Origin of the sequence: Mesorhizobium sp. M0968 (genome assembly GCF_040319065.1) — a bacterium.
GTDB lineage: Bacteria > Pseudomonadota > Alphaproteobacteria > Rhizobiales > Rhizobiaceae > Mesorhizobium.
Genome location: NZ_JAMYNL010000019.1, coordinates 1 through 13,969, shown reverse-complemented (window position 1 = coordinate 13,969; position 13,969 = coordinate 1). Strand labels below are relative to the sequence as shown.

Sequence of the window (13,969 nt, the reverse complement as noted above, 5' to 3'; positions counted from 1 at the left end):
CGCCATGGATGAAAAGACAGGTCTGCTTGCCGGTCCCGACGGCATCGCCCGCTGCTTCTGGCACGGCAACCTGCCGGATTATCTGCACTACCACGACCACGAATGGGGCCGGCCGGTCGCCGACGACCGCCGCCTGTTCGAGAAGATCTGCCTCGAAGGTTTTCAGTCGGGCCTGTCCTGGCTGACCATATTGCGCAAGCGCGACAATTTCCGCGAGGCGTTTGCCGGCTTCGATGTCGACAAGATCGCCGCCTTCACCGACGCCGATGTCGATCGCCTGCTCGGCAATGCCGGCATCATCCGCCATCGCGGCAAGATCGTCTCGACCATCAACAACGCCAAGCGCGCCCGCGAACTCATCGACGAGGCCGGCTCGCTGGCCGCCTGGTTCTGGAAGTTCGAGCCCGGCCCGCACGAGCGGCCCGAGATCGTCGACCTCGCGCATTTGCGCGCCAATCCGACGACGGCCGTCTCGGTCCGCATTTCGAAAGAGCTGAAGAAGCGCGGCTGGAGCTTTGTCGGCCCGACCACCGTCTACGCCTTCATGCAGGCGATGGGGCTGGTCAACGACCATCTCGAGGGCTGCGTCTGCCGCGAACCGGTCGAGGCGGAACGGAAAGCGTTCAAGCGGCCGAAATAGCGGCTCAGGCGCCGCCGGCGCCGGCGAGGAAAAACCCGGCAAGGATGGCCGCCAGCGCGGCGAACACCGGATAGATCACCAGCAGTCCGGTCATCAGCACGTCGCGCATCGTCGGTCCGCTGCGCTGTTGCGCCGCGATCTCGAACGGTCCGGCGATTTGCTTCGTATTCGGCGCATAACCATCGGCCGGCCGCAGCCGGACCGAGGCGTCGCGTGCGCCACTATCGATGATGTCGAACTTCTGTAGCGTGGCCATGGCCCCGAACCCCTTGTTTCGGCGCGCTTATCGGCCCGGATTGTGTCGGCACGATGCCGCGCGCATGGCACAATTGTTTCAGCTTCTTTTTCGCCTTTCCTTCTCCCCTTGTGGGAGAAGGTGGCTCGGCGCGCAGCGCCGAGACGGTTGAGGGGTGTTGGAAGAAATGAGGCGTCGGCGTTCCCTGGAACACCCCTCATCCGACCGAGCTTCGCTCGGCCACCTTCTCCCACAAGGGGAGAAGGAGAGCCGCAAACCCTTGCCTTCTCCGGGCTGCATCGGTAGGACACGCCGACCCGAAATAAGTCACCGTTTACATAGCAAAGTACCCATCCCATGGCCGACAAATCCGAAAAGATGAAAGCGCGGCTGCCGCGCGGCCTTGTCGACCGCGGCGCCGACGATCTGCGCGCCGTCGAGAAGATGATGGCGACGATCCGCTCGGTCTTTGAGCTCTACGGTTTCGAGCCGGTCGACCAGCCGCTGATCGAATACACCGACGCGCTCGGCAAGTTCCTGCCCGACCAGGACCGGCCGAACGAGGGCGTGTTCTCGTTCCAGGACGACGACGATCAATGGCTGTCGCTGCGCTACGACCTGACCGCGCCGATGGCGCGCTTTGTCGCCGAGAATTTCGAGCGCCTGCCGAAACCCTATCGCAGCTATCGCTCCGGCTGGGTGTTCCGCAACGAGAAGCCCGGTCCCGGCCGCTTCCGCCAGTTCATGCAGTTCGACGCCGACACGGTAGGCACGCCGGGTGTCGCCGCCGATGCCGAGATGGCGATGATGATGGCCGACGTGATGGAGGCGCTCGGCATCAAGCGCGGTGATTACGTCGTCCGCGTCAACAACCGCAAAGTGCTCGACGGCGTGCTCGAGGCGATCGGCCTCGGCGGCGACGAGAACGCTGGCCGCCGGCTGCAGGTGCTGCGGGCGATCGACAAGCTGGACAAGCTGGGCGTCGAGGGCGTGCGCCTGCTTTTGGGCGCGGGGCGCAAGGACGAGAGCGGTGATTTCACCAAAGGTGCCGGGCTGGGTAACGCGCAAATCGATGTTGTGATCAGCTATTTCACAGTCATGGCGCAGCATGATCCCGAACAAATTGTCCAGACACTGGGATCTATCACCCCAGGGCTCAGCAATCTTGTCGAGGAAAGGAAACTCGAACATCTCGGCATCACGAACGCCTCGTTTGTCGAGGGTCTCGCAGAGCTGGAGCAGATAAGAACCATGGTCGCACAAAGCGGCTACGGTGAGGATCGCATTCGCATCGATCCCTCCGTTGTGCGTGGCCTCGAATATTACACCGGCCCGGTCTACGAGGCCGAGCTGCTGGCCGAAATCCCCAACGAGGACGGCCAGATCGTGCGCTTCGGCTCGGTTGGCGGCGGCGGACGTTATGACGGCCTCGTCTCGCGCTTTCGTGGCGAGCCGGTGCCGGCGACCGGTTTTTCGATCGGCGTCTCGCGGCTGATGACGGCGCTGAAGAACCTCGGCAAGCTCGATACTTCCGATGTCATCGCGCCGGTCGTCGTGCTGACCATGGACAAGGACACGGAAAGCCTCGGCCGCTACCAGAAGATGGTGGCCGAGCTGCGCGCCGCCGGCATCCGCTCGGAAATGTATCTCGGCGGCGCCGGCATGAAGGCGCAGTTGAAATATGCCGACCGCCGCGGCAGCCCGGTCGCCGTCATCCAGGGCGGCGACGAGCGCGCCAAGGGCGAGGTGCAGATCAAGGACCTGATCGAAGGCGCGAAAATGTCGGCCGAGATCGCCGACAACGCCGAATGGCGCGCCGCACGACCGGCGCAGGTGACCGTGTCGCAAGGCGATCTGGTCGCCGAGGTGAAGAAGATACTGGCGGCGCAGGCCGAGGAGCGGGCGCGTGGCAAGTAGGGCGCCGCTTCCTTCTCCCCCTGGGGGAGAAGGTGGCCGAGCGAAGCTCGGTCGGATGAGGGGTGTTCCAGGGAACGCCGACGCCTCATTTCTTCCGGCACCCCTCATCCGTCTTGGCGCTTCGCGCCAATCCACCTTCTCCCACAGGGGGAGAAGGGAAGGGCGCCCGCCATGACCTCGCGCCCCGCCATCGCATCCGACATCACCAGCCTCTTCGCCGCGCGCAACACCCATGCGGTCGAGGTCGCTGTGCTGCAGCCGGCCGATCCGTTCCTCGACATGGCTGGCGAGGATTTGCGGCGCCGCATCTTTCTCACCGAGAGCGAGACCGGGCAGACGCTTTGCCTGCGGCCGGAATTCACCATTCCGGTCTGCCTCGACCACATTGCCAGCCAGGCCGGCACGCCGCGCCGCTATTCCTATCTCGGCGAGGTGTTTCGCCAGCGCCGCGAGGGCGGCAACGAGTTCTTCCAGGCCGGCATCGAGGATCTCGGCGACCGCGACACGGCCGCCGCCGATGCGCGTGCGCTGGCCGATGCGCATGCGCTGCTGTCGCTGGTGCTGCCCGGCCGGGAGCTGGCGGTGACGCTCGGCGACCAGACCATCTTCGAGGCGGTGCTGGCAGCACTTGGCCTGCCGCGCGGCTGGCGCATGCGGCTGGCCCGTGCCTTCGGCTCGGCGCCGATGCTGGAGGCAGCACTTGCCGACCTCGCCAATCCGCCGCGCAACAGCCAGCTTGCCGGCCCGGTCGCCGCCCTTGTCCTTGATGGCGATCTCGACGGTCTTTCGGCGCATGTCGCCGGCGGCATGGAACAGGCCGGCCTGTCGGCAACGGCCGGGCGTTCGCCGTCCGAGATTGCGCGGCGCCTGATCGAGAAAGCCGAACTGCGCAGCGTACGGCTGTCGAACGAGGCGTTTGCGGCGCTGAAGAGTTTCCTGGCGATCGACGTGCCGCTCGACAGCGCCGCCGGAGCGCTCGAACGTTTTGCAGCCGATGCCGGGCTTTCACTGGGGGCTGCGCTGGAGAATTTCGCAGCCCGCGCCGCGGCCATAGAAAGCCTCGGCCTGCCGATGTCTGAAATCAGCTACGACGCCGCCTTCGGCCGGCCGCTCGATTACTACACCGGCCTGGTCTTCGAGATCGCGGCCCAGGATGGCGACCGGCCGCTCGCCGGTGGCGGCCGCTACGACCGGCTGCTGACGCTGCTCGGCGCCAAAACGCCGATCCCCGGCGTCGGTTTTTCCGTCTGGCTCGACCGCATCGAGGCGCTGCGGGAGACGGCGCCATGATCACGCTGGCGATCCCGTCGAAAGGCCGGCTCAAGGAGCAGGCGCTGGAGGTGCTGGCCAAGGCCGGGCTTGCCGTCAGCCTGCCCGGCGACGAGCGCAAATATCGCGCCCGCATCGACGGCCTTGACGGCGTCGAGATAGCATTCCTGTCTGCCTCGGAGATATCAGGCGAAATCGGCCAGGGGTCGGTCGATCTCGGCATCACCGGCGAGGACCTTTTGCGCGAAAACCTCGCCGATTGCGAGACGCGCGCCGAAATCATCGCCCGCCTCGGTTTCGGCAATGCCGATGTCGTCGTCGCCGTGCCCGACATCTGGCTCGATGTCGACACCATGGCCGACCTCGACGACGTCGCCGCCGATTTCCGCCAGCGCCACGGCCGCCGGCTCAGGATCGCCACCAAATACTGGCGCCTGACCCAGCAGTTCTTTTCGCAAAAGCACGGCATCCAGGTCTACCGCATCGTCGAAAGCCTTGGCGCCACCGAAGGCGCGCCGGCGGCCGGATTGGCCGATATCGTCGTCGACATCACCACGTCAGGCGCGACGCTGCGCGCCAACCATCTCAAGGTGCTGGCCGACGGCGTCATCCTGCGCTCGCAGGCCTGTCTCGTCGCGTCGAGGAAGATGCGTTCGGCGACGGACGAGGCCGTGTTGCGCGATATTGCGGGCAGGATGGCATCGGTGAACGCAGGCTGACGACCAGCCGATCTCCCCCCTTGAGGGGGAGATGTCGCCGAAGGCGACAGAAGGGGGTGGGTACGTCTTGACGCGACTCTCCTAACGGCAGGCTGGTGCTCCACGCGAGACGACCCCCTCTGGCCTGCCGGCCATCTCCCCCTCAAGGAGGGAGATTGGCAGCTTGGCCGCAGTGCCAACCTGACGCGATTTTTCTTGACGTACAGCAATTTTGTTCTTGCTTTGTGCCGGCAGCTATGCTACTAATCTCGCTATGGTGCCAATTGGCCCCGAAGACCCGCCCGCCGAGGCGGGTTTTTTATTTTCGGCCCTTACAGGCGAGTTCCCACCCAGCCCCACCATGGACGGGATTTCCACCACCCCGCCGGGCTGATAGGCTCGGCTGGTCTGCGGAGGACACGGCGATGCCGATCAATCTCGACGAGTTGAAGAATGCCACCAGCCTGCGCTCCAAGCGCGATGGCGGCTCGTTCATTGCGCCGGTCGACGGCACGGCGCATGTGGCGGGCGAGCGCAGCGTGCCGCTGCTCAACCTGACCATCCCGGCGCTGTTTGCCGATACGGTCGGCAAATACGGCACGCTCGATGCCGCCGTCTTCGTCGAGCAGGACAAGCGCTTTACCTGGGAGGAACTGTCCGAGACTGTCGATGCGCTCGCCGCCGGTTTCCTGGCGCTCGGCCTCGAGAAAGGCGACCGCGTCGGCATCTGGTCGCCGAACCGCTGGGAATGGCTGGTGACGCAATTCGCCTCCGCCCGCATCGGCCTGGTCCTGGTCAACATCAACCCGGCCTACCGGCTGGTCGAGCTGGAATATGCCTTGAACAAGGTCGGCTGCAAGGCGCTGGTCACCGCCGCCACATTCAAGAGTTCCGACTATCTCGGCATGATCGAAACGCTGGCGCCGGAGATCGCCAAGGCCACCCCCGGCAAGCTCGACGCCAACAGACTGCCGGCGCTGAAGACCGTCATCCGCATGGACGAGGAGAATTCGCCGGGCATGTTCAATTTCGCCGACGTGCTGGCGATGGCCGGCCGCGACGAGCATGGCCGGCTCGACCGGATTTCAGCGGGGCTGAAACCGGACGACGCCATCAACATCCAGTTCACCAGCGGCACGACCGGCGCGCCCAAGGGCGCGACGCTGACCCACAACAACATCGTCAACAACGGCAATTTCGTCACGTCGGCGATCCGGCTCACCGTTGACGACCTGCTGTGCATCCCGGTGCCGCTCTACCATTGCTTCGGCATGTCGATGGGCACGATGGGCTGCGTCACCAAGGGCGCGACCATGGTTTTCCCCAGCGAGGGGTTTGATGCCGGCGCCACGCTGAAGGCGGTGGCGACGGAACGCTGCACCGCGCTCTACGGCGTGCCGACCATGTTCGTCGGCCTGCTCGACCATCCGGAGTTCGCCTCCTTCGATCTCACCAGCCTGCGCACCGGCATCATGGCCGGCTCGCCATGCCCGATCGAGGTGATGAAGAAGGTGGTGTCGCTGATGCATATGGCGGAGGTGACCATCGCCTACGGCATGACCGAGACCAGCCCGGTGTCGTTCCAGAGCAGCGTCGACGACCCCCTGGAAAAGCGCGTCTCGACCGTCGGCCGCGTCCATCCGCATGTCGAGGTCAAGGCCGTCGACGCCGAAGGTGCCACCGTCGCGGTCGGCGCGCCGGGCGAGCTCTGCACGCGCGGCTATTCCGTGATGAAGGGATATTGGGACGACGAGCAGAAGACCCGCGAGGCCATCGACGCCGACGGCTGGATGCACACCGGCGACCTCGCCACCATCGATGCCGAGGGCTATTGCAACATCGTCGGCCGGGTCAAGGACATGGTCATCCGCGGCGGCGAGAACGTCTATCCGCGCGAGGTCGAGGAGTTTCTCTATCGCCACCCCAAGGTCAAGGAGGTGCAGGTGTTCGGCATTCCCGACCCGAAATATGGCGAGGAGCTGTGCGCCTGGATCGTGCTGAAGCCCGGCCAGATCACCACGGAGCAGGAGATCAAGGCGTTCTGCGCCGGCCAGATCGCCCATTTCAAGATCCCGCGCTACATCCGCTTCCGCACCGAATTGCCGATGACGGTGACCGGCAAGCCGCAGAAATTCCTGATGCGTCAGGCGATGGTCGACGAGCTGGGATTGGTGACGCAGAAGACGGCGTGAAAAGGCTTCCGTTTGTGCCTACGCGTGACGGAGGCGTTGTTTGGGCAACATATTGAGGGGGGTGTTCCATGCGGATTGGGTTAGGCGTGCTTTTCCTGGCAACTCAGCTGGCAGCCACCGCGGCGCTGGCGCAGACGGCGGCCGAGCGTGAGGCCTGCCAAGCAGATTACCAAAAGTTGTGCAAGGGCGTGTTGCCGGGCGGTGGCCGCGTCGTCAAATGCCTGGCCGATCACATGAGCGAGCTGACGCCCGAATGCAAGAAGGTCGTCAAGGCCAACACGCCCGGCTAGCGCGCGAGCTTCCTGCGGGTGACATGATGTTTCGAGGTGTGCGGGGGCAGGAGGCAGCGCAATCGCGGCGGATTCTTGCGAAGAGGACCCCCACCCCTAACCCCTCCCCACAAGGGGGAGGGGGACTTTCGGTGGCGCCGACCTCGGCAAATTGCCTGCCTTTCGGCGCCAAAGGGAAAGCAAGGGCGCGCGGCAGCGTTCCCTCCCCTTGTGGGGAGGGTTAGGGTGGGGGTCCTCTTCGCAAGAATGCGTACGCGATTGCGCTGCCCTTGTGGGGAGGGGCTAGGGCTGGGGTACGCTGCGATGGCGTCATGACCTGTCATATGCGATTTCTCTGGATGGTCGCGGTGCGCAACAGTGGTTGCAAATCGCCCTTCCACGGGGATTTGCGGGAAGGCAAGAAGGTGACAATGAGTGGTTTCGCAAGATCGGCGGTTTCCTACGGCATGCCGTTAGCCGCTCTGGCGATGGCTGTCGCGGTCAGGGCCAGCGGGGTGTCGGTCGACGAAGGGTCGCTGGGCACCAGGATGTTTATCGGCGCGCTGTCGAGCGCGATCATGTTCATCACCATTTTCGTGGTGCTCGACCACGCCGAGGCGGTGGCCCGGCGGGTAGGCGAGCCGTACGGCACGTTGGTGCTGACCATCGCCGTGACGGCAATCGAAGTGTCGATCATCGTTTCCATCATGCTGCACGGCGCGAACAACCCGACGCTTGCCCGCGAATCCGTGTTCTCGACGGTGATGATCACCTCCACCGGCGTCGTCGGCATGTGCCTGACGTTTGGCGGCTGGCGCCATCGCAAGCAGGCGATCGTCCGCCAAGGGACCAGCGCCTATCTGGCGGTGCTGGTCGCGCTCAGCGTCATGACGCTCATTCTGCCGACCTACACGCGAACCACCGATCCCGGCACGTTCTCGGCGGCTCAGCTTGGCTTCGTCAGCGTGCTTTCGGTGCTGCTTTATGCCGGTTTTCTGTTCGCGCAGACTGTCCGCCACCGCGACGATTTCATCGATGGACAAGCGCATGGCGTTGCAGCGCGAGCCGACGCCCACGAAAGCGTCGCCGCCGGCGCTGTTCTCCTGCTGATCGGGCTGATCGGCATCGTCATGCTGGCCGAACAGGTCGCCGCCAGCGTCGAGGATGCGCTCGTCGCCTACCAGGTGCCGCAGGCCGACGCCATTGTCGGCGCAATGATCGCCGGGTTGGTTCTGATGCCGGAGGCCATCTCGGCGGTTCGCGCCGCACTCAGCAACGAGCTGCAACGCGGCCTGAACGTCGCCATGGGTTCGGCCTGTGCCACAATCGGCCTGACAATACCGGGCATAGCCGCCGCCAGCCTGCTGACCGGAAGAGGCCTGACCCTGGGCCTGCCGGCAACCGACATGGTGCTTTTGGTCCTGGCGCTTTTCATCTGCAATGTAAGCTTCAGCACGGAGAGAACGACGTTCCTGACCGGCTTGGTGCATCTGGTGGTGTTTTTTACCTGGGTGTTTTTGATATTTGTGCCGTGAGGGTTGGGGGGCGAGCAAGGGGGCAGGCAGATTCTGACGACTGTTTCTCGGCCGAGCAGCCACACGTTTTCCGCACCGAGTTCCGAAGTAGGCAAGCCGCACAAGTTCGGCAAAGACGGCGTGAGGGGTGGGCGCCAATTTTTCTCCTTTGCGCCATGGGCGGACGCTTAGCACCAAGGCCTTGAACGTCTCGATGGGGGCCGCGAGCGGATTGGCAGCTTCTGGCTTCGCAACGAAGATTGCAGACATTCAACCCGCTGGATGGAGGTCGTGAACTGACCCAAGGCGACATTCCTCAGACTGTCCGTTTCCACCGAAGCGGGGCGATGCGGCCGATCAAGCGCCCTTTCGGGTTCGAAAGCTGTTAGGGTAGGATGATAAACGATGTGCCGCAGGAGCGGGGATGCCCGTCGATCGCGTTCAGCGGAAAGTAGCTGCCATCCTCGCTGCCGACGTGGTGGGGTTCAGCCGACTTGTCGGCAAAGATGAAGAGACGACCCTTGCTACCCTGAAGGTCCATCGACAAGCGATCGACAAGCTAATTGCCGGCTACGATGGACGCATCTTCGGAAGCGCAGGCGACAGCGTCATCGCAGAATTCGCCAGCGCGATAGGTGCGGTTCGGTGCGCTATCGACATCCAGTTGGCGATCGATCGGCTCAACGCCGACTTGCCTGGGCCAGGGCGCATGCGATTCCGGATTGGAGTCAACCTCGGCGACGTGGTGGTTGATGGCGACAATCTCATGGGTGACGGTGTGAATGTCGCCGCCCGCCTTGAGGGGCTGGCGCTTCCGGGCGGCATCTGCGTCTCTGACGCTATCCAGATGCAAGTTCGCGACCGTCTTGCAGCAGATTTCGTTGACCTGGGTGAGCAGCGCCTAAAGAACATTGCGCGGCCGGTTCGGGCTTTTCGCGTGCCCGTCACGTCTGAGGAACCAACTAGCTCGCCGTTTCGCGGCCTCGACAGTTTCGATTTCGAGCACGCCGATCTCTTCTTCGGGCGGAGCCGTGCGATCGCTATCTGCACTGAGCGACTGGAGCAGCTCACGGTCGCGGGCAAGTGCTTCCTGCTCATCTACGGGATGAGCGGCTCCGGCAAGTCCTCGCTCGTGCGCGCCGGGCTGATTCCGGCCGTCACGCAACGTGGCGCGGTGCCGGGCATCTTGCTCTGGCGGCGTTGCGTCATGCGTCCGTCCGAGGGACCTGACGCGATCACGTCTCTGTCAGCGGCGTTGCTCCGCGCCGAAGCCTTGCCCGAACTTGCCGAAAACGGGACGGCGACCGAGTTGGCGGCGACGTTTCGGAACAATCCCGATCGGGCGCTGGCTTTTGTCCGCTCGGCGCTCGCCTCGACCCCCTCCAGTGGCGGCCCGGGTAAGGCGCGTCTGGTCCTAGCCGTCGATCAGATGGAGGAACTCTTCACAACCGAAACGGAACCAGCCTCGCGCGCTTTGTTCGTGCGATTGCTTTCAGCGTTCGCCACTAGCGGACTTGTATGGGTGATCGCGACGATTCGCGGCGACTTCTTCCATCGGTGCGGCGAGGTCCCGGGTTTCTCGGCATTGAAGGATGGCCTGAGCAGCTACGAACTCTTGCCTCCGACCGGGGCCGAGATTTCGAAGATCATCCGTGAACCCGCAAGCGCGGCGGGCCTGCGCTTTGAGGAAACGAAAGACCGCGGCCGACTGGAGGACGTGCTTCAGGAGGCGACAGCGGCCGACCCCGGTTCCCTACCACTGCTCGAGTTCGTGCTCGAAGCACTTTACCAAGCCGGCCGAGCAGAACGCCTGCTTACCTTCGCAGCCTATCGTGCGCTTGGAGGCCTCGAGGGCGCGATCGCGCGCCGGGCCGACGAAGTGGTCGAGGCGTTGTCGCCCACGGTTCAGGATGCGCTGCCAACCGTCCTTCGCGCGCTGACGACGGTTCGTCTCGGCGACAATTCAGTCGCCGCGGCCCCGGCGGTCCGCGACAACATGGCGCGAACGCCCGCACAAGCTGCACTTCTCGACGCGTTGATCGCGGCTCGGCTTCTCGTTTCCGACGAGAACCTTGAAGGGCAGGCAGTCGTCCGCGTCGCCCACGAGGCGCTTTTGAGCCGTTGGCCCCGCGCGCGCGACATCGTCAACGCTGATCGAAGTTTTCTGGAGACGCGTGCCCGGCTGCGAACCGATGCCGGCCGCTGGCATGCCGACAACAGGAATCCCGACCTGCTTCTGCCCGCCGGCATACGACTTGCCGAGGGCGAGGAATTGCTAGTGTCGCGGCGAGAGGACGTCGACGATCAAGTAGCTCAGTATGTAGAAGCATCATTGTTGGCTCAGATGGCGGTCGCGGAAAGGGAGCGACAGGCCGATCGTGCGCGCATAGAGGCCGAAGAGGCGACCAAACGGGAGCGCCTTGAGCGCGAAGCGGAACGCCGCAGCCTGGTGGCGGAAGCGGCGACACGGCTTGCGCGCCGCACGCGTTACGCCGCTATTGTCGCCTTTGCATTGGCGGTCGTGGCAGGCGCCGGCGCGATCGCCGGATTCTGGGGACAACACGAGGCCAGCCTTCAGGCAGAGCGCGCCGACGAGAATGCCCAGGAGGCAATAGCGGCGAGAGACCTCGCGCTGCGCAACCAGTCACGGTCGCTCTCGTCGATCTCGCTGCAACTGTCGTCCGCCGGGGACAGCGAGCTTGCCATCCTTCTGGCGCTGGAGGCCCTTCCCAAGAAGGGAGAAACGACCGAACGGCCCTATGTGACCGAGGCCGAAGCCGCCCTGTTCAGAGCTCTGTCCGGGTATCAGGAACTCGCCGTCCTTCGCCATGAAGATGCCGTCACCCACGGCGCTTTCAGTCCGGAAGGAGACCGCGTCGTTACATCTTCCTTCGATCAGACCGCGCGAGTTTGGAACACCGCCGACGGAAAGGCGCTTGCCATCCTCAAGGGCCATAAAGGCGTGCTAAAGTTGGCAGTGTTCAGCCCGGACGGAAGACAAGTCCTCACTGGCTCGGTCGACGGCACTGCAAGGGTCTGGGATGCGGCGACCGGCAAGCAGCTCTACGTCCTCAATCAGACCGGTGACGTCCACGCCGCGATTTTCAGCCGCGACGGAACGCGGATCTTTACTGCTTCGGAGTTTGCCGCGCCGACGATCTGGAACGCTCGGGACGGCACCGAGATTGCCAGATTGCCGGGAGCCAGTTGGCAATCTACCGTTCTTGCGGTGAGTCCCGACGGTCAAATGCTTGCTTCCGTCCAGTTCCACGGAGACGTTCAAATTTGGAATGCGAACGACGGCACTCCGATCGGCACGATTCCGGTTCGCGGAGACAATGTTACTGGCATCGAGTTTAGTCCGAACGGGACCCAACTCCTGACCGTCGCCTGGACTGGCACGTCTCGTCTTTGGAGTCTGGCGGATCTGTCGGGACTTGCCGCTCTCCCCGGATCACCGAGTGCTGGCCATCAAGGGACCTTCAGTCACGATGGCCGCCTTGTGGCAGTCGTTGCCATCGACGGATCCGCCCGTCTTTGGAATACAAGGACAGGTGAGTTGATCCGCATATTCGGCCAAGAAACCAGGGCAAGCGCGCTCAATGCCGGAATCTCCTATCAATATCTCGACGTCAACGGCGCGTTCAGCCCTGACGGCGAACTTTTCGCCACCGCGTCGGTGAACGGCGTTTCCCGTATCTGGGACGTCAAGAGCGGCTCGCAGGTCTCGATCCTCCACGGGCATAGTGCGCTGATCGAGGAGGTCGCCTTCAGCCCCGATGGCCGTCGCCTTCTCACGGTGTCGCACGACGGAACCGCGCGCATCTGGGACGTCGACGGTGTGCTAACGACCACGTTGCGTCACGAAACCGCGCGCAGGTTCGCAGTATTCAGTGCTGACGGGGCGCGCGTCGTGACGGGAAGCGGTGTCGTGGGGCATGTCTGGGATGTTGCAAGTGGCAATTTGGTTGCGACGCTCGCGCCCGGCACGGAAGGCTTGCTTAAGCTTGCGGTATTCAGCCCTGATGGGCATCGTCTTGCCACGACGTCCAACGACGGCGTGGTTCGGCTGTGGGAGGCCAAAGGCGGTCGCGAAGCGGCAGCGCTGGAAGGTCATGATCCCAAGGTCGTCCAGGTCCAATTCAGTTCCGATGGCTCGTTCCTGGCATCCGCTTCGGTCGATGGAACTGTGCGGCTCTGGGACGCCTCGACCGGCGCTGCCAAGACAGTATTTCAAACCACAGCGGATTTGCAGGATGCCTTGTTCAGCCCGGATGGCAAGCTGGTCCTTGCGACGTTGAACGACAATACAGCGCGGCTTTGGAAGATGGACGGCACTGAGATCACAGGTGTTCCAGGACACGAGAACCGCATCAGCGCAGCGGCTTTCAGTCCCGACAGCCGATTGGTCGCCATTGGTTCTTCTGACGGAACGACGCAAATCTGGTCAGTCGCGGAAGGGGAAGCTGCCGCCACGTTGAAGGGACACGGCGGGCCGGTGACAAATGTTGCCTTCAGCAACGATGGCAGGTCGCTGGCAACTGCCTCACGAGATGGAACCGTTCGCATCTTGAGCGTCAAGGACGGGAAGGAAAGGTCTGTCCTCACGGGGGGCAGTGCCAGCATCGACAACGTCGCATTGAGTCCCAACGGACAATATGCGGTGACGTCGTCCTACCGTGAGCGGTCTGTCAGGCTGTGGTCTGCCGACACGGGTCAGCAACTCGCGCTCCTTGTTGGCCAGCATGACACCAGCACGATCGTCCCGGCGGTCACGCGGGCCGCATTCAATTCGGATGGCACACAGGTCGCAGCTGTCTCAGGCGGAGATAGCGTGCAGTTGATCCGCGTCTTCACGTCGCCAGAGGACCTCATCGCCTATGCTCAAGACGTCGTGCACCGAAAACTCACTTCTTGCGAGCGTAGGCGCTTCTTCCTGCCCGTGGCAGATGATGCCGAGGACTGCCCTAGCTAAGCTGGCGTTGCAGCAGTCGTGTCAGCAGCGAGATGAAACGAATCCAGAGGGTCCGAAGCTGGCGCAACCTCGCCCGTCGTGTTGACACCAGGGAAGTCCGCTTCTGAAGGAAGGCAGGGGCCGGCTGAATGACCGACATTGGGCGCGAAGCGGTCATCCACGATCCTCAGGTTCTGACCGAAAGTGTTGAAGAAGTCGGCGATGAAGCCGTGGATCCACTCGCACCGAAGCGTCTTGATTAAGGTCGACGCGACCTCCTC

At 63.8% G+C, this 13,969-nt stretch carries 10 protein-coding genes; 8 read left to right on the top strand and 2 right to left on the bottom strand.

Annotated elements, in window-relative coordinates:
- Positions 1 to 4 precede the first annotated feature (4 nt).
- Positions 5 to 640: a DNA-3-methyladenine glycosylase I gene (locus tag NKH67_RS25135; protein WP_352472682.1), complete on the top strand. Its 636-nt coding sequence runs from the start codon at positions 5 to 7 to the stop codon at positions 638 to 640.
- 4 nt (positions 641 to 644) lie between these two features.
- Here the strand turns inward: NKH67_RS25135 and NKH67_RS25130 are convergent, their stop codons facing one another.
- Positions 645 to 896 (bottom strand): hypothetical protein, encoded by a 252-nt coding sequence (locus NKH67_RS25130; protein ID WP_352502096.1) that lies wholly within the window; start codon positions 894 to 896, stop codon positions 645 to 647.
- 336 nt (positions 897 to 1,232) lie between these two features.
- On the opposite strand from NKH67_RS25130, the gene hisS reads away from it, so the two are divergent.
- From hisS to NKH67_RS25095, 7 genes are all read left to right on the top strand, one after another.
- Positions 1,233 to 2,792 carry a histidine--tRNA ligase gene (gene hisS / locus NKH67_RS25125; RefSeq protein ID WP_353031974.1) on the top strand — a complete coding sequence of 520 codons (1,560 nt, stop codon included), beginning with the start codon at positions 1,233 to 1,235 and terminating at the stop codon, positions 2,790 to 2,792.
- A gap of 171 nt (positions 2,793 to 2,963) precedes the next feature.
- On the top strand, positions 2,964 to 4,082 hold the full coding sequence (locus tag NKH67_RS25120) for an ATP phosphoribosyltransferase regulatory subunit (protein WP_353031972.1): 1,119 nt from the start codon (positions 2,964 to 2,966) through the stop codon (positions 4,080 to 4,082).
- Positions 4,079 to 4,780 carry an ATP phosphoribosyltransferase gene (gene hisG / locus NKH67_RS25115; protein WP_352618466.1) on the top strand — a complete coding sequence of 234 codons (702 nt, stop codon included), beginning with the start codon at positions 4,079 to 4,081 and terminating at the stop codon, positions 4,778 to 4,780. The genes NKH67_RS25120 and hisG overlap by 4 nt, the downstream gene beginning before the upstream one ends.
- A gap of 404 nt (positions 4,781 to 5,184) precedes the next feature.
- The gene (locus NKH67_RS25110) at positions 5,185 to 6,951 is read left to right on the top strand and encodes an AMP-binding protein (RefSeq protein WP_353031970.1); all 1,767 of its coding nucleotides are present in this window, start codon (positions 5,185 to 5,187) and stop codon (positions 6,949 to 6,951) included.
- Positions 6,952 to 7,019: 68 nt separating this feature from the next.
- Entirely contained in the window at positions 7,020 to 7,241 is a 222-nt protein-coding gene (locus NKH67_RS25105; RefSeq protein WP_353031968.1) for a cysteine rich repeat-containing protein, read from the top strand.
- A 410-nt stretch (positions 7,242 to 7,651) separates the two neighbouring features.
- On the top strand, positions 7,652 to 8,755 hold the full coding sequence (locus NKH67_RS25100) for a calcium:cation antiporter (protein WP_353031966.1): 1,104 nt from the start codon (positions 7,652 to 7,654) through the stop codon (positions 8,753 to 8,755).
- Positions 8,756 to 9,158: 403 nt separating this feature from the next.
- Positions 9,159 to 13,709: an nSTAND1 domain-containing NTPase gene (locus tag NKH67_RS25095; RefSeq protein ID WP_353031964.1), complete on the top strand. Its 4,551-nt coding sequence runs from the start codon at positions 9,159 to 9,161 to the stop codon at positions 13,707 to 13,709.
- On the opposite strand, the gene NKH67_RS25090 is transcribed toward NKH67_RS25095, so the two are convergent.
- Positions 13,706 to 13,969 (bottom strand): hypothetical protein (locus tag NKH67_RS25090; protein ID WP_353031962.1); only part of this gene is annotated, 264 nt, incomplete at its 5' end. The genes NKH67_RS25095 and NKH67_RS25090 overlap by 4 nt on opposite strands.

Excerpts from the sequence above, each read along its gene's own strand:
- NKH67_RS25095 (WP_353031964.1), top strand. The coding sequence starts at position 9,159 with ATGCCCGTCGATCGCGTTCAGCGGAAAGTAGCTGCCATCCTCGCTGCC.
- NKH67_RS25120 (WP_353031972.1), top strand. The coding sequence starts at position 2,964 with ATGACCTCGCGCCCCGCCATCGCATCCGACATCACCAGCCTCTTCGCC.
- NKH67_RS25110 (WP_353031970.1), top strand. The coding sequence starts at position 5,185 with ATGCCGATCAATCTCGACGAGTTGAAGAATGCCACCAGCCTGCGCTCC.
- NKH67_RS25135 (WP_352472682.1), top strand. The coding sequence starts at position 5 with ATGGATGAAAAGACAGGTCTGCTTGCCGGTCCCGACGGCATCGCCCGC.
- NKH67_RS25105 (WP_353031968.1), top strand. The coding sequence starts at position 7,020 with ATGCGGATTGGGTTAGGCGTGCTTTTCCTGGCAACTCAGCTGGCAGCC.
- hisS (WP_353031974.1), top strand. The coding sequence starts at position 1,233 with ATGGCCGACAAATCCGAAAAGATGAAAGCGCGGCTGCCGCGCGGCCTT.
- hisG (WP_352618466.1), top strand. The coding sequence starts at position 4,079 with ATGATCACGCTGGCGATCCCGTCGAAAGGCCGGCTCAAGGAGCAGGCG.
- NKH67_RS25130 (WP_352502096.1), bottom strand. The coding sequence starts at position 896 with ATGGCCACGCTACAGAAGTTCGACATCATCGATAGTGGCGCACGCGAC.
- NKH67_RS25100 (WP_353031966.1), top strand. The coding sequence starts at position 7,652 with ATGAGTGGTTTCGCAAGATCGGCGGTTTCCTACGGCATGCCGTTAGCC.